The organism is Virgibacillus sp. JSM 102003, from assembly GCF_041949995.1.
Taxonomy (GTDB): Bacteria; Bacillota; Bacilli; order Bacillales; family Amphibacillaceae; genus Lentibacillus.
Window position 1 is genome coordinate 1 of record NZ_JBHFQH010000020.1, and the last position, 21,142, is coordinate 21,142.

Annotated in this window: 23 protein-coding genes; 1 reads left to right on the plus strand and 22 read right to left on the minus strand. The window is 40.6% G+C overall.

Features of this window, described 5'->3' with window-relative positions; translation table 11 throughout:
• Positions 1-210, plus strand: a 210-nt coding sequence (locus tag ACE1TG_RS17735) for a hypothetical protein (RefSeq protein WP_375053742.1), incomplete at its 5' end; no start/stop codon positions are given.
• Here ACE1TG_RS17735 and spoIID read toward each other — a convergent pair.
• The 22 genes from spoIID to atpB form a co-directional block, all read right to left on the minus strand.
• Complete coding sequence (spoIID, locus tag ACE1TG_RS17740; RefSeq protein WP_375053743.1) at positions 167-1,297, minus strand: stage II sporulation protein D; 1,131 nt, start codon at positions 1,295-1,297, stop codon at positions 167-169. The genes ACE1TG_RS17735 and spoIID overlap by 44 nt on opposite strands.
• A gap of 127 nt (positions 1,298-1,424) precedes the next feature.
• A complete protein-coding gene (locus ACE1TG_RS17745) occupies positions 1,425-2,441 on the minus strand; it encodes an ABC transporter ATP-binding protein (RefSeq protein WP_375053744.1) in 1,017 nt (338 codons plus the stop codon).
• Positions 2,442-2,443: 2 nt separating this feature from the next.
• Positions 2,444-2,770 (minus strand): C40 family peptidase, encoded by a 327-nt coding sequence (locus tag ACE1TG_RS17750; RefSeq protein ID WP_375053745.1) that lies wholly within the window; start codon positions 2,768-2,770, stop codon positions 2,444-2,446.
• Positions 2,767-3,384: a hypothetical protein gene (locus ACE1TG_RS17755; RefSeq protein WP_375053746.1), complete on the minus strand. Its 618-nt coding sequence runs from the start codon at positions 3,382-3,384 to the stop codon at positions 2,767-2,769. The genes ACE1TG_RS17750 and ACE1TG_RS17755 overlap by 4 nt, the downstream gene beginning before the upstream one ends.
• Before the next feature lie 34 nt (positions 3,385-3,418).
• Positions 3,419-4,513 (minus strand): mandelate racemase/muconate lactonizing enzyme family protein, encoded by a 1,095-nt coding sequence (locus ACE1TG_RS17760; RefSeq protein ID WP_375053747.1) that lies wholly within the window; start codon positions 4,511-4,513, stop codon positions 3,419-3,421.
• Positions 4,514-4,534: 21 nt separating this feature from the next.
• Complete coding sequence (locus ACE1TG_RS17765; RefSeq protein WP_375053748.1) at positions 4,535-5,455, minus strand: S66 peptidase family protein; 921 nt, start codon at positions 5,453-5,455, stop codon at positions 4,535-4,537.
• Positions 5,456-5,894: 439 nt separating this feature from the next.
• Positions 5,895-7,547 carry a peptide ABC transporter substrate-binding protein gene (locus ACE1TG_RS17770; RefSeq protein ID WP_375053749.1) on the minus strand — a complete coding sequence of 551 codons (1,653 nt, stop codon included), beginning with the start codon at positions 7,545-7,547 and terminating at the stop codon, positions 5,895-5,897.
• 23 nt (positions 7,548-7,570) lie between these two features.
• Positions 7,571-8,575 carry an ABC transporter ATP-binding protein gene (locus tag ACE1TG_RS17775; protein WP_375053750.1) on the minus strand — a complete coding sequence of 335 codons (1,005 nt, stop codon included), beginning with the start codon at positions 8,573-8,575 and terminating at the stop codon, positions 7,571-7,573.
• Between the two features lie 9 nt (positions 8,576-8,584).
• Positions 8,585-9,538, minus strand: coding sequence for an ABC transporter permease (locus ACE1TG_RS17780; protein ID WP_375053751.1), 954 nt, complete (start codon positions 9,536-9,538; stop codon positions 8,585-8,587).
• 1 nt (position 9,539) lies between these two features.
• Positions 9,540-10,472: an ABC transporter permease gene (locus tag ACE1TG_RS17785; RefSeq protein WP_375053752.1), complete on the minus strand. Its 933-nt coding sequence runs from the start codon at positions 10,470-10,472 to the stop codon at positions 9,540-9,542.
• Positions 10,473-10,484: 12 nt separating this feature from the next.
• Positions 10,485-11,309 carry a M55 family metallopeptidase gene (locus ACE1TG_RS17790; protein ID WP_375053753.1) on the minus strand — a complete coding sequence of 275 codons (825 nt, stop codon included), beginning with the start codon at positions 11,307-11,309 and terminating at the stop codon, positions 10,485-10,487.
• A gap of 207 nt (positions 11,310-11,516) precedes the next feature.
• Positions 11,517-12,845, minus strand: coding sequence for a UDP-N-acetylglucosamine 1-carboxyvinyltransferase (murA, locus tag ACE1TG_RS17795; RefSeq protein WP_375053754.1), 1,329 nt, complete (start codon positions 12,843-12,845; stop codon positions 11,517-11,519).
• Between the two features lie 34 nt (positions 12,846-12,879).
• A complete protein-coding gene (locus ACE1TG_RS17800; protein ID WP_375053755.1) occupies positions 12,880-13,599 on the minus strand; it encodes a YwmB family TATA-box binding protein in 720 nt (239 codons plus the stop codon).
• Positions 13,600-13,737: 138 nt separating this feature from the next.
• Positions 13,738-13,968, minus strand: coding sequence for a DUF1146 family protein (locus ACE1TG_RS17805; protein ID WP_375053756.1), 231 nt, complete (start codon positions 13,966-13,968; stop codon positions 13,738-13,740).
• Positions 13,969-14,373: 405 nt separating this feature from the next.
• Positions 14,374-14,769, minus strand: coding sequence for a F0F1 ATP synthase subunit epsilon (locus tag ACE1TG_RS17810; RefSeq protein WP_375053757.1), 396 nt, complete (start codon positions 14,767-14,769; stop codon positions 14,374-14,376).
• Positions 14,770-14,919: 150 nt separating this feature from the next.
• Complete coding sequence (gene atpD / locus ACE1TG_RS17815) at positions 14,920-16,332, minus strand: F0F1 ATP synthase subunit beta (protein WP_375053758.1); 1,413 nt, start codon at positions 16,330-16,332, stop codon at positions 14,920-14,922.
• Between the two features lie 39 nt (positions 16,333-16,371).
• Entirely contained in the window at positions 16,372-17,235 is an 864-nt protein-coding gene (gene atpG, locus ACE1TG_RS17820; protein ID WP_375053759.1) for an ATP synthase F1 subunit gamma, read from the minus strand.
• Between the two features lie 176 nt (positions 17,236-17,411).
• Complete coding sequence (atpA, locus tag ACE1TG_RS17825) at positions 17,412-18,920, minus strand: F0F1 ATP synthase subunit alpha (protein WP_375053760.1); 1,509 nt, start codon at positions 18,918-18,920, stop codon at positions 17,412-17,414.
• A 21-nt stretch (positions 18,921-18,941) separates the two neighbouring features.
• Positions 18,942-19,484, minus strand: coding sequence for a F0F1 ATP synthase subunit delta (locus tag ACE1TG_RS17830; protein WP_375053761.1), 543 nt, complete (start codon positions 19,482-19,484; stop codon positions 18,942-18,944).
• Positions 19,484-19,945 carry a F0F1 ATP synthase subunit B gene (atpF, locus tag ACE1TG_RS17835; protein ID WP_375053788.1) on the minus strand — a complete coding sequence of 154 codons (462 nt, stop codon included), beginning with the start codon at positions 19,943-19,945 and terminating at the stop codon, positions 19,484-19,486. Before atpF ends, ACE1TG_RS17830 begins: the two co-directional genes overlap by 1 nt.
• 174 nt (positions 19,946-20,119) lie before the next feature.
• A complete protein-coding gene (gene atpE / locus ACE1TG_RS17840; protein WP_375053762.1) occupies positions 20,120-20,326 on the minus strand; it encodes a F0F1 ATP synthase subunit C in 207 nt (68 codons plus the stop codon).
• Positions 20,327-20,417: 91 nt separating this feature from the next.
• The gene (gene atpB, locus ACE1TG_RS17845) at positions 20,418-21,140 is read right to left on the minus strand and encodes a F0F1 ATP synthase subunit A (RefSeq protein ID WP_375053789.1); all 723 of its coding nucleotides are present in this window, start codon (positions 21,138-21,140) and stop codon (positions 20,418-20,420) included.
• Positions 21,141-21,142 lie beyond the last annotated feature (2 nt).

The window sequence follows — 21,142 nt, forward strand, 5'->3', positions numbered from 1 at the left end:
TACACGCAACTCCTTTTTGTTTTGTTTAGTGGTATAAACAAAGTTTATCAAATAAGGAGCTTGCGTGCTTTTTTTATTGGTTGGAATTTTGCCAATACCCCAACAAATATTTTAGAGCCCAAAAAAAAAGCTCCAGGATGTGTTCAACCATCCCAGAGCTTCCTTATCATTTTGCTACTAATGTTGGTGCTGTTTCGTCAAGTTGGTTAACTTCTATGCCTTTGTAGTAGTACTTGACGATTTCCTTATAATTCTTGCCTTCCTTAGCCATTCCGTTTGCACCGTATTGACTCATGCCAATTCCATGTCCGAAACCTTTTGTTGTGAAAATTAAATGATCATTCTTTTGCTCAATGGAAAAGTCACTTGATTTTAATTTCAATTTTTCCCGGACTTTGCGACCTGTAAAGGTTTGATCTGCTACTTTCAATTTAGCTACACGGTTACTTTCTGTCCGGGTAATCTCCATTGCAAGTGGATTGTTATTTGGCAATTCAAGCCCAAGTTGTTTTTCCACTTCCTTGATACTGAATATTTTCTGGTCGAGAAATTTTGGTGAGTTTTTATCCCATGGACTTTTTACACTGCGTAAATAGGGAACTTTGTTTTCCCAATAATCCTCGGAATTCTCGGTGTATCCGTTACTTGTTGAAAAGAAAGCTATCTGGATTGGTGTATTATTATAGGTTAGAATTTCTCCTGTGGTTGCTGCGACTGCCTTTTTTATCTTATTTATTTTCCAGCTATAGTCACTTCCCCATTCTTTCCTAAGCTCCTTGTCATTATGATAAACCTGGTCATATATGGTGTCGGTAACATCTGATTTCTTTGAATCACCTTGCTGCATTAGGTGATTAACGATAAATGTTCTTGCAGCAAGCGCTTGTGCTTTTAATGCTTCAATTTCAAACTCCGCTGGCATTTCGGAAGCTACCACACGCGAAACATATGTCTCAAGTGGTACGTTTTCTACAGTATCGGAGTTAGCCCGTGCTACCGCGACAGAAAACGGTGAGTTACCCATTGTAACCTCAACTTGCTCAGGTGTATTATTTTCAACTGGCACATTCTTTTCCCCGTCTTTTGTAACAAACGGAACAACTACTAAAGTTGGAACGACTAGAATGATAGTGATCAAACTTGCGAAAAATAAGATGCTTGGAACTTTCCACGATGTGGTTGTCTTATTGAGGTTTATTGGTTTCTTTCTTTTCTGAAGTAATTGCAGTTTCAATGTTTCACTTTTGCGCTGTTTTTTCTTTTTCCAAGCTTTAGGAAGGTTTTTATTTTTTTTCATTGACTGCCTCCTTACCATTATGATTAGTATTGTGCGTATTGGGTATCATTTCTAGCATTCCTACTATTAAATTTATACAATTAGCAAAAACAATAGAACTAGATAATGAAAAAAAGCCTGTGCAAATTTATGACTGCACAGACTCCTCAACAACTCTACTATTTTTTTGGTTTTCTTTGAGTGACTCATCATACAGGTGGCAGGCCACATAATGATCTTGTTCCACTTCGCGCCATTGCGGAACTTTTGATGAACAGACTTCCATCGCCATTGGGCAGCGTGTGCGGAATACACAGCCGCTCGGCGGATTAATCGGGCTTGGCAATTCGCCTTCTAAGATAACTCGCTCCCTGCTGTCTTCAATGTCCGGATCTGGAATCGGGATAGCTGATAGTAAGGCCTGTGTATATGGATGCAGCGGGTTATCATAGAGTGCATCACTCGCTGTTAGTTCCACCATGTTTCCTAAATACATAACCCCGATGCGATCGGAAATTTGTTTAACCATTGATAAGTCGTGGGCAATGAATAGGAATGTGAGCCCTTTTTCTTCCTGCAGCCTTTTTAACAAGTTGACAACTTGTGCCTGGACGGAAACATCCAATGCTGAAATGGGTTCATCGGCAATCAGGAAATCCGGGTTGAGTGCCAGTGCACGCGCTATGCCAATCCGCTGACGCTGACCACCGCTAAATTCATGCGGATAACGGTTAGCGTGATCACGGTTCAACCCAACCTCTTCCAGCAGCTCATAAACACGGTCAAGCTGTTCGCTTTTATCTTTAAACATGCCATGCACTTCCATTGGTTCGGCAATTACTTCTTTAACTGTTGAGCGCGGGTTAAGTGATGCATATGGATCCTGGAAAATCATTTGCATGTTGCGATAGAATTTGAATCGTTCCTTTTCATCCATTTCATGAACGTTCTCTCCGTTATAAATAACATCGCCATCCGTTTTTTCATAAAGACCCATGATCGTGCGTCCAGTTGTTGATTTCCCGCAGCCGGATTCCCCAACTAGTCCGAACGTTTCTCCTTTGTTGACGTGAAACGTAACATTATTGACAGCCTGGAGGACTTTTCCTTTCCCCATATTAAAATATTTGTGCAGCTCGCTAACTTGTAAAATTTTCTCATCCATTGTTATTTCTCCTCTGCTTTCTGCCAGTACCTTGTGGCAGCACAAAGCTCTTTTTCATATTTAGTCCCTTTAAGAGCGATAATTTCGATGCCCTTTCCTGTTTGCGGGGAATGAAGCATTTTTCCATCGCCATAATAAAATCCGACATGATGCAATTTTCCTTTTCCTTCTTCATATGCAAAAAACATTAGATCCCCTGGTAACAGCTGATCGTATGGGACTTTTTCGCCTGCATCTGCCTGGTCATCGGCATCGCGCGGAATCTGATAACCATTTGCCTTATGCATCGCATAGGCAAATCCCGAACAATCATAGCCAAATGAGCTCATGCCACCCAAAAATAATCAAGACCAACATAGCGTTCCCCATTTTTTACAAGCTTGTCGCCTTCCTGTTTTTCCAGCCCTTTATTTGAAGGAAAAATGGTTACGGATTTTTTTGGCAAAAAGCCGGCTCCGTGCGGTGTATTGACCTTAAACCGGTCACCGCCCACATCAATTACAGGCAAGGTAGTCATGAAACTGAGCTTCAGGACGTTGTTGCCATTTTCAGATTCAAGCCAAACTTTATCATCGACGACAGCTGCCGTCTTTTCGCTTTGCCAATCCTGTTTATTTACTTGGATAAGCTGTCTCATAGGAACCCAGCCAGGATATCCGCGTATATCTTTTTTAGACGGCTGAGTAGGTATGACAACATGTGCCCAGTCATCCTTTGTTTCAGTGATTATAACTGCCTCACCATACAGTAATTGCGTTTGCACACGATTCTCATCACATAGTGCTACATTTGTTTGATAGGTTAAACTATCAATCCACTTATCAATATTAGTTGGGTTTGTGATACCCGGGGTGTCTATCGTACGTGCAGATATTGGTGACGTCCACACTGTAGCCACTTGTACCGCCGTTACCCAAAATTGATCAAACGTTTGATTAATCATTATTTGCTCCCCTTTTTGCTGCTAATTGACCGTTTTACTCGACGATAAATCTATCATTAACTTTATTAATTCCTAAACCTGTTCTGTTTCCAAGTTCAATATCACTTTCATTATAAGTAATGCCGCCTTCTATTAAGTCTTCTGCAAGCATTAATGGTGCATCAAAATCATACCGATTCACATTGGGCTGGCTTGCAGCAAAGTGAGCCGCAGCAGTAATTCCGATTTTTGTTTCAATCATACTGCCAACCATGCATTCAACGCCGTAAATATGAGCAAGTTTAGCGATCCGTACTGCTTCGTGAATGCCACCTGCTTTCATAAGCTTAATGTTAATTAAATCGGCTGCACCCAATTCCAGCACACGCTTTGCATCATAGGCGGAAAAAACACTCTCATCAGCCATTATTGGGGTTTCTGTATTTTCCGTTACGTACTTCAATCCTTCGATATCATAGGCTTTAACCGGTTGCTCAACCAATTCAATATCAAGGCCGAGTTCCTCCATTTTCCCAATCGCACGAACGGCTTCTTTTGCATGCCAGCCTTGGTTAGCATCAAGGCGGATAAGTGCATTCGATCCGATACGTTTTCGAATTGCTTTGATCCGTTCAATATCAGTTGCAATTTTATCCTTGCCTACTTTGACCTTCAATACGGAAAACCCGTTATGGATATATCGCTGTGCATCATCAGCCATTTCTTCAGGACTGTTTACACTGACAGTATAATCGGTTTCAATCGCGTTGGAATAACCACCAAGAAATTCTGACAGCGGCATGCGAGCTTGTTGGGCGATACAATCGTATATCGCCATATCAACAGCTGCTTTAGCACTTGTGTTTCCAACAGCACTCTTATAAAGCTTTTCAAAAACCTGCTCCCGGTTCCGTAATGATTCACCGAGTAATTGTGGTTTAAAAATTTTCGTAATCGCATAATTAATACTGGGCAGGCTATCCCCTGTTATAACATGTGTCGGCGGTGCTTCACCATAGCCAACGACCCCATTATCACAGGTTAATTTAACGACAATAGATTCCGCAACCGTTACAGTTCGTAGCGCTGTCTTAAAAGGTGTATGCAATGGGATTGCTATTTGAAATGTTTCGATGTTTTGTATATTCATAGATTTGACTCCTCCAGTAGCTTACTTCACTCCTGCCTCGACAGTAAGTAATTTCTTAGCTGTCGATAATTCTGCCGATGTGCCGAGTGGTACGGAAAAGTTCGGGAGGCAGTGACCAATTTTAAAGCCAGACATCACCGGACATGTAAGATCGGCAAAATAATCATGAAAAACCTGTTCCAATGAGAGCGAGGGTTTTTCTTTTTTCGGTTCGGCTTTGGCAAAATCCCCCACAATAATTCCCGCTGCATCCGTTAGTTTTCCTGCCAACTTTAACTGGTTCAGCATCGCATCAACCCGATATGGCTCCTCACCAATATCTTCGAGTAACAGCAATTTTCCTCTTGTATCAATCTCGTATGCTGTCCCTAATGTACTAACCAATAGTGAAAGGTTCCCACCAACCAGTGTACCAGTTGCTTCACCCGGGACGAGGACTTGCAATGAGGAGGTATCTTCCGTGTAGAATAGTTTCGCAGGTTTAAATAATTGTTGGAACATACTTCTAGATAACGCATCAAAATCAGGATCCGCAATATCAGATGCAAGCATTGGACCATGAAACGTCACAAGGCCTGTTGCCTGGCGAATCGTTGTATGTAAATAAGTAATGTCGCTATAACCCCAAATGATCTTCGGGTTTTGTTTGACTAGCTCATAATCAATAGCGTTAGCAATTCTCCCTGTACCATATCCGCCTCTTGCAAAAATAATTGCCTTAACACTTTTGTCAGCAATCATATCGTGAAAGTCAGCTAACCGCTGTTCATCCGTTCCCGCCAAATACCCGTGAACTCTATCAATATGTTTTCCCAGTTTGATGTTCAGTCCCATTTTTTCAAAAAAAGGAATAGCTTTTTCTAAGCGTTCCATATCAGTTGGACTTGCTGGTGCAATCACACCAATCGTATCACCATTAGATAAACGTTCTGGAAGAATCATCAGAATACCTCTTTCTATGGGGTAAAATTTAAAGTGGAAAGAAGGATTGGCTCGGCATGAGCCATTCCTCCTTAACACTTAATAGGATGTCGCTCGAGTTTGGGTGCTTGTCGCTCGAGTTCGGTGCTCCGTCGCTCGAGTTTGGCTGCTTCTTGCTCGAGTTAAGCCACTTCTCTCCCGAATTGCGATGCTCTCGCTCGAGTTGAGCTATTTCTCTCCCGAGTTCGGACGCTTCTCGCTCGAGTTAAGCTACTTCTCTCCCGACTTGCGACGCTCTCGCCCGAGTTGAGCTACTTCTCTCCCGACTTTGGACGCTCTCGCCCGAGTTAAGCTACTTCTCTCCCGAATTGCGACGCTCTCGCTCGAGTTAAGCTACTTCTCTCCCGAATTGCGACGCTCTCGCTCGAGTTGCAACTCCGTCGCGCGAGCACAGGACAATCTACTTCTTATCTGCCCATTTAAGTTCTACATAACCTACAGGGTGACGGACAATTCCAGTGACGTCATCTTTATAGATAAACACCTGGTTATAATAGTGAATTGGGAAAATAGGCATTTCTTCTGCTAGAAGTTTTTCTGCTTCATACATTAATTCCCAGCGTTTTTCTTCGTCTGTTTCTGTTTTAGCTTTTGAAATCAACTCATCGTATTTCTCGTTTGACCAGCCAGTACGGTTCATCGTTGAACCGGTTACGAAACTTTCCAGGAAGTTTACCGGATCACCATAGTCAAATATAAATGAGCTACGTGACAACTGGTGTTTCAGTCCTTTTTGATCTTCCAGGAATACGTTCCATTCGGTATTCTCCAGTGTTACTTCAACACCAAGGTTCTCGATGAACATATCCTGTAATGTTGCAGCAATCGCTTTGTGTGACTCACTTGTATTGTATGTTAATGTGACAGGTGGTAACTTGTCATACCCTTCTTCAGCCATACCTTCTTCAAGTAGTTTCTTAGCCTTTTCAGGGTCAAAGTTTACTAAATCGCCGTTTACTTCACGGAAGTCTTGGCCGCTTGGTCCTGTAAATCCAGGTGATACAAAGCCTGTTGCAGCCTTTTCTTTATTTTTCGTTACATAATCAACAATATTCTTCTGGTTGACGGCTAAAGCAAATGCTTTACGGATCTTAGCATTTTGGAACGGTTCTTTTGTAACATTAAAGCGGTAGAAATAAAGTCCAGCTTGTTCTTCGATAACAACATTGTCGTTATCCAACAACTGTTCAGCCATGTCTGACGGAATATTTGTCATATCAAGCTCATCGCTTTCAAACATTTGATACTCGGTATTTGTATCGTTAACCATTGCCCAGTGTACTTTATCTAATTTCACTGTTTCTTTATCCCAATACTGATCGTTTTTCACCATAACCAATTCGCTATCGTGTGCCCATGATTCCAGTTTGAATGGTCCGTTGGCAACAAATGTTTCTGCTTCTGAATACCATTCCGGGCTTTCTTTTGCTACTTCAGCATTAACTGGGAAGAATGCCGGATTCGAAATTACTTGTAAAAAGAAACCGGTTGGTGCTGTTAAAGTTACTTCAAATGTCTTTTCATCTACAGCTTTTACCATGACATCTTCTGCAGATCCTTCACCACTGTTATATGCCTCGCCACCTTCGATAAAGTAGCCCAGGAATGCAGCCGGTGAACCAGTTTCAGGATTCAAAAGCTGTTTCCACGCATAAACAAAATCTTCTGCTGTTACAGGATCTCCATTCGACCAATTAGCGTTCTCACGAAGGTGGAATGTGTATGTTTTTCCGCCATTAGATTTCTCCCAGTCCTCAGCCATTGCTGGTTGTGGCTTGTCATCCTTGCCTAGACGTGTCAGACCTTCCATCAGGTTGTTCAAGACATTCCATGACACAGAATCAAAACCAACTGGTGGATTTAATGAAGTAGGTTCCTCTCCATTGTTCATGTACAATACTTTTTCGTCACTTTCTGCCCCTTCGCTGGTACCTTCTTCTCCATTACTTTCATTGCCTTCATTGCTTGAATCATCACTGCCGGTACTCGTTGTACACGCTGCTAATGCGATAATCGTTAATACAGAAATAAATAATAAAAACCATTTCTTCATAAGTAGTAACTCCCCTTTTGTTTTTATTTTGTTGCTGTACTTGCTAAAAGCTGTTTAGCCCGTTCATCCTGAAGCCAGCAGTCCACCTTGTGTGAGTCGCTGAGTTCTGTCTGAGCCGGGTAAACTTTATCACACACCTCCATTGCAAATGGACATCTTGCTGTAAATGGACATCCGTTTGGGGGTGAGAATAAATCTGGTGGTGTCCCGTCAATCGGGATTAACTTCTCGCCTTGTAAATCAAGACGTGGTACTGATTTTAACAGCCCTTTTGTGTAAGGATGTTCCGGGTTGTAAAAAATCTCTCTTCTGCTGCCAACTTCAATTATTTTTCCAGCATACATAACGGCAATCCGGTCGGCAATTTTGGCAACTACCCCTAGATCATGGGTGATCAGAATAATCGAGACACCCGTTTTCTTCTGAATTCTATCAAACAGCTCGAGAATTTGTGCCTGAATCGTTACGTCAAGTGCTGTTGTTGGTTCGTCTGCTATAAGCAGATCAGGTTCACAAATAAGTGCCATTGCAATAACGATTCGCTGCCGCATGCCACCACTGAATTGGTGGGGATATTGCTTTAATCGTTCTTTTGGATTTGGAATCCCTACTAAGTCCATCATCTCGATTGCTTTTGCCTTGGCATCAGTTCCTGACGTATTATAATGCTGCTGTAACCCTTCTACAAGCTGCGTTCCTATTGTTAACGTTGGGTTCAATGCTGTCATCGGGTCCTGAAAGATCATCGATATATCAAAGCCGCGAATGGAACGCATTTCTTTTTCAGTTAGATTTGTTAAATCCTTCCCATTAAATGTTATCGTCCCGTTTGAAATTTTTCCCGGTGGGTCAGGTATCAGCCGCATGATTGCATTTGATGTAACGCTTTTTCCACAGCCTGATTCTCCAACGATTGCTAGTGTTTCTCCTTTATTTAAGTGAAAATTCACCCCCCGTACAGCTTTGACTGTTCCTCCATATGTAGAGAACGTTACGTGAAGATCGTTTACTTCGAGTATTTTTTCCATCTGTGTCACCTACTTCCTCAGCTTCGGATCAAGTGCATCCTGAAGCCCGTCGCCTAATACGTTAAATGCAAACATTGTAAATGAGATAAAGAACGCTGGGAAAAATAATGTCCACCAGTTACCGGATAATATTGCGCCTAAAGAGTCGTTTGCCATGACACCCCTGCTTGCAAACGGGGTTTGAATCCCTAAACCAAGAAAGCTTAAGAACGCTTCTGCGAAAATTGCGGTTGGAACGGTTAGTGTCATTTGTACAATAATCGGCCCCATCGTATTTGGCAGCAAATTTTTCCGAATAATTCGTTTTGTCTTTGTCCCAAATGATTTTGATGCGAGCACAAATTCATAGTTTTTAATTTGCAGAATTTGCCCCCGAACAATTCGGGCCATGCCAACCCATCCAGTTATCGTCAGTGCAAGGATAATCGTTGTTAGACTTGGTCCTAAAACCACTAACAGCAAAATAACTACTAATAAGTATGGAAGCCCATATAATATCTCGATAATACGCATCATAATGTTATCTGTACGACCGCCTTTATAGCCAGATACTCCGCCATAGATTACCCCGACAAAAAAGTCAATGAGCGCTGCCATTAAGCCGACAAATAATGAGATTCTTGCCCCATACCATGTACGTGTGAATACATCTCTTCCAAGTGAGTCAGTGCCAAACCAATGCGTTCCGTTTGGTGGCTGGAATTGATTCGGCAAATTCTGCTCCCGTACCGAAAATGGTGAGAGCATGGGACCGATTACTGCCATGATTCCTAGTAAAATAAGAAAAATGAGCCCGGCCATTGCTATTTTATTTTTTCGAAGTCGTTTCCAGGCATCCTGCCAGTAGGAGAGTGATGGCCTGGAGACAGTTTCTGCTGCCCCGTGATCTTTTTCCTTCCACTTAAACCAGTCATCTGGTACGTCAGCAGGAGAATAGTTTTTTGGCTCATCTGCTAGATTCATATTATTCTCCTCCCTTTTTGTGCATTTTGATTCTAGGGTCGAGTATTCCATAAGCAATATCTACTAAAAATAGTGTGAAGATAAGGAATGCACTATAGAAAACGGTTGTCCCCATAATTACCGGGTAGTCCCGCTGATTAATACTCTCGATAAAATATTTTCCCATACCAGGGATCGCATAGATTTTTTCAATAACGAATGTTCCCGTCAAAATACCCGCAAGCAAGGTCCCCATTATTGTCACAACAGGCATGAGTGAATTTTTCAACGCATGTTTAACAACGATTTTCCATGGTGACAACCCTTTTGCACGAGCCATTTTAATGTAGTCCTGTGTCAGCACCTCAATCATCGTTGAACGTGTAAGGCGGGCAATAATTGCCATCGGGCCTGTTGCTAAAGCAAGAACAGGCAATATCATATGACGTGGACTTGCCCAGGTCGCAGCTGGCAGTATCCCCAACCACACCGCAAACGATTGAATGAATAATGTCGCCAGCACAAAGTTAGGAATTGAGATCCCGAGAACTGCTATACTCATTGCCAGATAATCAATTATTCCATTGTGGCGTAATGCAGCGAGAATCCCTAAGAGAATTCCGGAAATAACAGCAACTAAAATCGTCACCATACCAAGCTCAAATGACACAGGGAACCCCCGTCCCAAGAGATCATTTACCGTTTCAGTCGGCTGTTTAATCGATGGACCGAAATCCAAGGTAACGATTGATTTTAAATAAAGCATGTATTGTATGTAATATGGCTCATCCAGGTTATAGTGGGCTTTCAGATTCTCCTGAACAACTTCATTCGTGCCTCGTTCTTCGTTTAAAGGTGAGCCTGGAATGGTTATCATCAGGACAAAAGTAAGCGTAACAATAATCCATAACGTCACTGCCATTATGGCAAATCGTTTTAAAATATATCGTAGCATCTGTTTACACTCCTATGAAAAAGTTGTATGCATAGCGAGCTCTGTCATTACCAGCATAGCTTGATACGCTTCCAGAATATCTTTTGCCTGATAGCTAACAATCGTAGTTCCTGAAGCTATTTCTGTTCCCGGCATTAAATTTGCCCACTCAGCCTGACCATGATTATTAAACTCTATTTCCAAGGTTGGATTTTCAGGCGGGGTTAATGGCTTAACGTTATGCCGATTTTCCAACGCCTGGTTCACTTTACCTGTTAATAAATCTCCAGCCTTTTTCGGTGTTAGGCTTTTGACCGATGACCGGGATATAGTCTCTTTTACTGCTGCTGTTGTGATATTCGGAATCAGTTTCTCAGCTTCTTTAGCCGCCTGATCATCACCAGCAACCATCAAAATTGGCACGCCATAATGACCAGCAAGATAGGCATTTAACCCAAGTTCCCCGATTGGCTTATCATCGATATAAAAATTTCGCACCGCATGAACCATGGCATGTGACATCACACCATATTTACCTGCACGAGCATGGTACCCGATAAACATTGCTCCAGCATAGCTGTCATCCAGTCCCTGCATCATGGAATATGGTTTCACTTCTCCGGTTATCAATGATGCATCAGGATGCAGTTCTTCTATTAGTATATTATTCATTTTAGAGTGACTATCATTTATTAGAATGTCATCACAGCCAAATTTGTACGCAGCATCAACGACATAATTCGTCTCATCTGTCATAATCTTACGCCCGCGCTCATAGTTATGTTCTTTATAGTCCACATATGTATAATCCGGAAGACCTGTAATTCCTTCCATATCTACTGAAACATATAACTTCATGATGTAAGCTCCTTTTTTGAGTTCGTAATTTTCTTTCAATTTTACCATAGTAAGACTAAAATACAATGATGAATTTGCAGGAAATTATTGAAGGAAGCATTTTTTCATGAGTAAATATACCTAAGAATTTCCATAGAAAAAAGCAGATGCCGAAAAACGAAACATCTGCTTTCAATTTCATATTCTATTAATTCAATTTATACTTGCTTAAGAAAGCTCAGCAATAATCGATTCCGTTTGTTCATCTACTTGTACAAAGGGGTTAACTACATCACCATTTTCATCAACACGTTCAATATCCGCACCTAATGCAGCTAATTTACCAGCAAAATCAACATAGCCACGATCAAGATGCTTTAATTCTGTTATACGTGTGAATCCTTCTGCACATAGTCCTGCCAATATAAGTGCTGCAGCCGCACGTAAATCAGACGCAGCTACTTCTGCACCCTGCAGATCAGATGGCCCTTCAATAATAACACTGCGACCCTCTATTTTCATTCTGGCATTCATGCGTCGGAATTCCTCCACATGCATAAAACGGTTCTCAAATACTGTCTCCGTGATAACACTTGTGCCATATGCATTAAGCATTAATGACATCATCTGAGACTGCATATCAGTCGGAAATCCTGGATGTGGTAATGTTTTAATGTCAGTAGACTTTAACTTATCAGGTCCAATAACACGAATTCCACTACCTTCCTCCAGAACGGTTACATCCATTTCCTGCAGTTTGGAAATAACTGAACGTAAATGTTCACTCTCAGCATTTTCAATTAATACATTCCCTCCCGTTATAGCTGCCGCGACCATAAATGTACCAGCTTCTACACGGTCTGGAATAATTCCATGCTCCGTACCATAGAGCTTTTCAACACCTTCAATACGGATTGTTTCCGTACCTGCGCCTATAACTTTTGCGCCCATTTTGTTAAGGAAATTAGCTAAATCAACAATTTCTGGTTCTTTCGCACAATTTTCTATAATGGTTTTACCGTCAGCAAGCGCTGCGGCCATAATAATGTTTTCTGTAGCACCAACACTCGGCATATCCAAATAAATCTTTGCACCGTGAAGACGTCCTTCTGTTTCAACTTCCACAAATCCGTTCCCAACGTGTACATTAGCACCCATTGCCTCAAAGCCTTTTAAATGTAAATCTATAGGTCGTGATCCAATTGCACAGCCACCCGGCATAGCAACCTTCGCATGACCATAACGAGCCAGTAATGGCCCAAGAACAAGCACGGATGCACGCATTTTACGTACATATTCGAATGGAGCTTCTGTTTTTAAAGGTTTTGTAGCATCAACATAAATTGAATTATTTTCAAAATGTACATTAGCATTCATATTTCGTAAAACTTCATTAATCGTATACACATCAGCTAGGTTAGGAACGTCGGTGATAACACTTTCACCTTCGCTTGCAAGAATACTCGCAGTAATTACTGGTAACACTGCATTTTTGGCACCTTCCACTTTAACAGTACCATTTAGTTGATTCCCGCCTCTTACTATGATTTTTTCCATATTCTAAATCTCCTTATGTTCCGTTTTCACTATATTAATATTCAGTAATCAGGATAGGTGTTCCTACCGTAAGTTTTGTTTTCCCATTTTCAATCTCTTTAAACGCAAATTGTAAGTTCATAGGCTTATCCATTATAGTGACTTTTTGATCCCATAATGGTGTATACCCATAAACAACTTTCTTTAACAATGAATTTTCTACTGTATCAGTCTGTTCACTTATATTCTGTAAATTCAACTTCTCTTTCGCTCGTTTAACAAAATAAACACTTCCAAGTTTATCACTAAATGTAGTTGTAATACAAGCGAATTTTGTAGAATCTTCACTAAAAAAATCATTTTGTATCGATTCAACTCTAATTAAATAGTCTTTTTTGATAGTTTTATCCCAAGACTTTCCTTCGATTACCACAATAAACTGCGCCTGATACTTATCGTCTTTTGGAATGACAATATTATAGGTTTCGGTAAAGCTCCTATTTTTATGAATGTACCCAAAAGAATATTTTATACTGTTTTCATCCTCTTCGCCAGTGACCTTTTGACTATTTTTCGCTTCAAGCTTTCCTAATAGCATATTTATTTTATCTTTGCTCATTTGTTCTTTCATTGTTACTTCCCAATTCCCAACTTCCATGTTGCTTTCCGTCAACATAGCTGCAAGTGATGTCATTTCTTCCTGTTGATTTGGACTAGCTGCAGCACCAGTTGTTATCAGTAATAATATAATTGACATAAGTACAATTTTCTTCATAAAAAAATCCCCCTTGCAAAACTATATAAATAGTATGAACAGGGGAATTACTTAAAATACCTTGAAAATCTAGTATTTTATCGACATGATATTCAAATAATAGATTTATTGATTTGTATGAATTGTATTGCTGATGTTTTAAAAAAGAAACATTAGATCCTGAGACCATTGCAGGAAGTCCAAAAAGAACCTGCTTACTCCGGCCCCAATCACTATCGTAATAAACATGATCAGAACTCTCGCTTCTGTTTCACGGCCTTTCCTGATTAAAGGATCAAAGTTAACCGTTGTAATGACTCTCCAAGTAATATAAATAAAGATTAAATGCGATATCATACTGATCAATGCTGTTAGTCCAATTGAAGACATATTTTCACACCTTGCTTTTATTGATTTTACTGCTTTACTGCTCGTTAAGCTACTTGTAACTTTGCCATGTATGGCGCTTGATGTCAATTAATTGACTGTTTGAGGGCAATGTATCAGATTGTGACCATTTATTGCATTTCCCGGGAAATATCGACATAATATTTTGGGAAATGGGTTTCTTTTAAATAGTGGCCTTGGGATGGGGCATTTACTTGCCGGGTGTGCAGTATTTTATTTGTTTGTATTGAAATACTGTAATTTGGATTGGCACTCCGAGTTGATATTCTGTAATTTCGGTTGATATATCGTATTCCAGGTTGATATATATCTAATTGAACTGTTAGCGGTGCCTATACAACAAAAAAATCTCTCATAACATTGTTACAAGAGATTTTTCTTTATTTATTACCGACCGATTTCCAGTCGATTCATTGCTCGTTTGAGTGCTAATTCTGCCCGTTGGAAGTCGACATCATCTTGCTTAGACTGGAGGCGTTTTTCAGCTCGTGCTTTTGATTCTTCGGCACGATCAACATTGATTTCAGAAGGTCTTTCAGCAGATTGAGCAAGAATTGTTACTTTATCTGGTCTTACCTCCAAAAATCCACCATTTACAGCTAATCGCTCCGTATCACTTTCGCGTTTCAATCGTACACCGCTAATTGTTAGAGGAGCAACCATAGGGATGTGCCCTGGTAATATACCAAGTTCCCCATTTTCTGCTTTACAGCTAACCATATCGAAACTATCTTCCAATACTGGACCATCAGGAGTAACAACACTCACAGTTAGTGTTTTCAATGTAACCCCTCCTCAGACAAGTGAATAGCTGGATGCGAATTTATACTTCCCATCCGCTATTTTGTCTTCGTTATTGTCTAGCTACGGTTTCTAGCGAATAGCGAGCATTTACTCGTCCTCATAATCGCTGTACAGTAGCCTTCGCTTTCCTTATTCCATATCTTTTGCTTTTTCAACAACGTCTTCGATGCGTCCAACCAGGCGGAATGCATCTTCTGGTAAGTCGTCGTGTTTTCCATCAAGAATTTCTCTGAATCCTTTAACTGTTTCGCTAACTGGTACATATGAACCTTTTTGACCAGTGAACTGTTCAGCTACGTGGAAGTTTTGAGATAAGAAGAACTGAATACGACGTGCGCGTGCTACAGTTTGCTTATCTTCGTCTGATAATTCATCCATACCAAGGATTGCAATAATATCCTGTAATTCTTTGTACTTCTGAATTGTTTGCTGTACTTCACGAGCTACTTCATAGTGGTCATTACCTACAACTTCAGGGTCTAATGCACGTGAAGTTGATGCTAATGGATCCACTGCTGGATAAATACCTTGCTCGGACAGTTTACGATCCAAGTTGGTTGTTGCATCCAAGTGAGCGAAAGTTGTCGCTGGTGCAGGGTCTGTGTAGTCATCGGCAGGTACATAAATAGCCTGGATTGATGTAACAGAACCTTTATCTGTAGATGTAATACGCTCTTGCAATTGTCCCATCTCTGTTGCAAGTGTTGGCTGGTAACCAACTGCAGATGGCATACGTCCTAGAAGTGCTGATACCTCTGAACCTGCCTGGGTAAAACGATAGATATTATCGATAAATAACAATACGTCCTGTTGTTTTTCATCACGGAAATATTCAGCCATTGTCAAGCCTGTTAGAGCAACACGCATACGTGCACCAGGTGGCTCGTTCATCTGACCAAATACCATTGCGGTTTTAGCAATAACGCCTGAATCCTTCATTTCATAGTAAAGGTCATTACCTTCACGTGTACGCTCACCAACACCGGCGAATACAGAAATACCACCGTGCTCTTGAGCGATGTTGTTGATTAACTCCTGAATCAGAACGGTTTTACCAACACCGGCACCACCGAACAACCCAATTTTACCACCTTTAATATATGGTGCTAATAAGTCAACAACCTTAATACCTGTTTCTAAAATCTCAGTTTCTGTAGCTAAGTTTTCAAACTCAGGTGCCTGACGGTGAATTGGATCACGTCTGGTGTCTTCTGCTAATGGTTCATCAAGATCAATTTTTTCTCCTAGAACATTAAATACCCGTCCTAATGTAACTTCACCAACTGGTGCTGTTATAGCACTGCCTTGGTCTTCTACTGCCATACCGCGCTTAACACCATCAGTCGATCCCATTGCAATGGTACGAACAGTATTATCGCCTTGATGAAGTGCAACTTCCAATGTAAGGTCGATGTCTACTCCACCTTCATCTGTTGCTTTTGAACGGACAACTAATGCATTATAAATATCCGGAAGCTGGTTGTCGTCAAATTTAACGTCAACAACAGGTCCCATGATCTGTGTAACATGTCCTTTGTTCATCGGTTTCCCTCCTATCTTACTTTCGAACTGGCTAAGAAGCTATTCTAGTGCTGCAACTCCACCAATTATCTCGGTGATTTCCTGTGTGATAGCTGCCTGGCGTGCACGGTTATATGACAGTGATAAGTCATCAATAATATCTTCTGCATTATCAGATGCACTGCTCATTGCAGTTCTCCGTGCAGCGTGTTCACTTGCTTTACCGTCTAACAATGCACCGTAAATTAAGCTTTCAGCGTATTGTGGTAAAAGAACCTTAAGAATCTGCTCCTGATCCGGTTCATATTCATACTGGCTGCCACTCACACCTGCATTACCGTCAATATCTGTAATAGGCAGTATTTTTTTCGAGGTAACTTCCTGAGAAATCACACTTACATAATGATTATAATAGATGTTTAATTCATCAATTTCTTCATCAGTAAACATCTGCACTGTTTCAGATGCAAGTTCTTTAATATCAGCAAAATCAGGTTGGTCTGCCAAACCGATTATACTTTTAGCAATCGGCATATCGCGTTTCTTGAAAAACTCATATCCGATACGTCCAATTGCAATTACTGTATATTCATCCGAAGAATTATGACGTTCATTTATTGTGCGAAACACGTTACGCAGTACGCTGCTGTTATATGCACCTGCCAAACCACGGTCTGATGTAATTACCACGTAACCAGTCTTTTTAACATCGCGTTTTTGCAGCATTGGATGTTGTGCATTTGTGCTTCCATTTGCAATGCTTCCGACTACTTCCTCCATTTTTTCACTATACGGAACGAAGGATTTAGCATTCTGTTCTGCTTTGTTTAACTTGGAGGCGGAGACCATCTCCATAGCTTTTGTGATCTGTTTCATCTTTGTTGTGGAACTAATACGATTTTTAATATCTCTAAGTGATGCCAAGCTTTTTCACCACCCTTTCATTATGGCCTGCAGGATAAGAAAACCTTCCTGCGTTACATCGCACAGAGAAAAAGGGGTTTCCTTTTTCAAGGATGCAAGTCAGTTCGACTTTGTTAGAAGTTGTAACGTTTTTAGCCGAACTTCCTTTTAATTCTGGGCAATTAACATACTATCAATTATTCACTAGGTAAGAATGTCTTTTTAAATGACTCAACTGCATCATTCATTTGATCTGCTTCTGGTAATTTACCAGTATCACGAATAGATGCCAGTAAATCTTTTCTATTTTCGTCTAACCATAGATGGAATTCACTTTCAAAACGTGTAACATCATCTACAGGAATATCATCCAGGAAGCCTTTTGTAAGTGCATAAATAATCATTACCTGTTTTTCAACAGCTATTGGTTTATTTAGCCCTTGCTTAAGTACTTCAACTGTACGTGCACCACGATCAAGCTTTGCTTTTGTTGCTTTATCAAGATCAGAGCCAAACTGTGCGAATGCTTCCAGCTCACGGAATGATGCAAGGTCAAGACGCAATGTACCTGCTACCTTTTTCATTGCTTTGATTTGTGCTGAACCACCAACACGGGATACAGATAAACCTGCGTTAATCGCTGGACGGACACCAGAGAAGAACAGGTCAGATTGTAAGAAAATCTGTCCATCGGTAATGGAGATTACGTTTGTTGGGATATATGCACCAATATCGCCCGCTTGTGTTTCAACAAATGGCAGTGCCGTTAACGAGCCGCCGCCTTTGTCATCATTTAATTTCGCAGCACGTTCCAGCAGGCGTGAATGTAAGTAGAAAACATCCCCAGGGAATGCTTCACGGCCTGGTGGGCGACGTAGTAATAGTGATAGCTCACGATATGCTGCAGCCTGTTTTGACAAGTCATCATAAACAACCAGTACATGCTTACCTTTATACATAAACTCTTCGCCCATTGAAACACCTGTATATGGTGCTAAGTAAAGTAATGGCGCAGGGTCTGATGCACCTGCAGTTACTACAATTGTGTTTTCCAATGCACCATGGCGACGGAATGTTTCTACAGTACCTCTAACAGTTGATTCTTTTTGACCGATTGCAACATAAATACAGATCATATCCTGATCTTTTTGGTTAATAATGGTATCAACCGCTACAGTCGTTTTACCTGTTTGACGGTCTCCAATAATAAGCTCACGTTGCCCACGACCAATTGGTACAAGTGCGTCGATTGCTTTTATACCTGTCTGTAGTGGTTCATCAACTGATTTACGATCCATTACACCTGGTGCTGCAGATTCAATCGGACGTGATTTAGTTGTTTCAGCTGGGCCTTTTCCGTCTATTGTTTGGCCTAGAGGATTAACAACGCGTCCAAGTAGCTCCTCACCAACTGGTACTTGCATAATTCTGCCTGTGCGGCGTACTTCATCGCCTTCTTTAATATCTGTATATGGGCCTAAAATAACGATACCAACATTGCTCTCTTCAAGGTTTTGCGACATGCCCATTACACCGTTTGAAAATTCAACAAGCTCACCAGCCATGACATCGTCAAGACCATGAGCACGAGCGATACCGTCTCCGACTTCAATAACCGTGCCGACATCACTAACTTCAATTTCCGAGTCAAAATTCTCAATTTGCTGTTTAATCAGACTACTGATTTCTTCAGCTTTGATGCTCATACCATTTCACCCCTATCTTCATTAGTTTGCAGTTACAATATTCCGTTCGATACGTTTTAGCTTACCACTAATTGTTCCATCATAAATCGTATTGCCAATGCGCAATTTGACTCCGCCGACAATCGATGGATCAACTATGTTATTTAGCTTAATTGCCTGCTTATTAAAACGCTTGGCAAATGTTGCTTCAAGCTCTTTTTTTTCAGCGTCTGTTAGTTCACGAACTGAATATACTGTTGCTTCTGCAATTCCTTTTGCATCATTAACCGATTGGATAAAATGGTCAATAATGTCTGGAACAATCTCAATACGCTGACGTTCTGCAAGTAATTGTAATGTATGAACAACATCGCTTGAGAAATCATGAAACACTTCGTTGATAAATTGTTTCTTTTTCGCATTATTAACACGTGGATGCGTAAGGAATGTTATAAGCTTTTTATTTGTTTCAAATACTTCTTTTAGAACACGAAGTTCTTCTACTAACTGTTCTATTTTACCTTGTTCATTTCCGAGCTGAAAAAGAGCATCTGCATAACGATTGGCAACTACTGCTTCACTCATTACTCTTCTCCTGCCTCTTTAATATATTCGTTGATTAATTTTTCTTGATCCTGTGCACTAATCTCTTTTTCAATAACTTTACTTGCTATCAGTACTGATAACGAAGCAACTTTATCTTGAAGCGCCTGAAGTGCTTTTTCTTTTTCATTCTCGATTTCTTCCTGTGCTGACTTCTTAATTCGTTCTGCTTCTTCACGAGCAGATTGAACGATATCTTCTTCCTGTTTGACACCAGCACTTTTCGCATTTTCAATAATTTGTTGAGCCTCTTGCTTGGTTTGCTTTAATTGAGCGGCAGCTTCCTGTGAAGCACGTTCAGCTTCAGCACGGCTTTTCTCAGCAGATTCGATCTCGCCAGCCACGTATTCTTCTCGTTTTTGCATCATTCCCATAACTGGTCCCCACGCATATTTGCGCAGTAACACAAGAAGAATGATAAAGAAGAATAGTTGTACTAGCATATCCCCCACATGGAGTCCACCAATTGCTGCATTTATTGTAGAAATCCCAGCTAATGATTGCACAGAATTCACTCCTTTCGCCTTACTTAGTGGGTATTACATTTTGGTCAAAGTATTTAGACGAAGGTTCTTTCAAAGATCAACTTCGCCATTTTGTTGCATTATCAATCGTTATTACATTACCATAAGTGCGATAACTACTGCGATGATAGGCATAGCCTCAACTAGACCAACACCAATAAACATTGTAGTTTGCAATTGACCTTTTAGTTCTGGTTGACGAGCGATTCCTTCTACTGTACGTCCTACGATTAAACCATTACCAATACCAGCACCTACTGCGGCTAGTCCTACTGCGATTGCAGCTGCTATAAGATTCATAATAATATCCTCCTCTAGATATGTGTTTTACTTATTACCCAGTTTCATCATATTTTTTAAAACCGGTTAATTTAACAATGTAGTTAAAAACTTAGTGCTCGGCATTTACTTTGTGTGACATGTAGACTAATGTCAACATTGTAAAGATAAACGCCTGGATACCACCAATAAAAATACTAAATCCTTGCCATGCCAACATAGGTATTGCACCACCAATAAAACCAATTGCACCTGATGTCAATAACCCTGCCAGCAATCCTAGCAAAACCTCTCCAGCATAAATATTACCAAATAGACGAAGACCCAATGTTAAAGTGTTTGCGAATTCCTCGAGTATTTTAATTGGTAAGAATGCAGGGAATGGTTTCAAAAAGTCTTTTCCGTATTCTTTTGCGCCACGCATTTTGATTCCATAATAATGGGTTAAAATGATGACCATTCCTGATAGTGTTAACGTTACTCCCGGGTCTGAAGTTGGTGATTTCCACCATAGTTCGTGCCCGAATACTGCCATTGTAATAACACCTAACAGGTTACTTACAAAAATGTAAGTGATAAGCGTCAACCCTAGAGGCAAGAAGATCTTACCGGTTTTCCAATCCATCATGTCATTGATCATCCCTTTAATAAAGTCAATGATCCATTCCATAAAGTTTTGGGCACCACTTGGCTTCATTTGCAGGCTTCTGGCTCCCAGTACGCTTAGAACGAAAACAATTAATGATGTGATTGCAATCATCAGGACATTGGATATATTAAAATCCAGCCATGAGATTCCAAATACATCTAATGCTAATGGTGCTTCATGCTCCACTT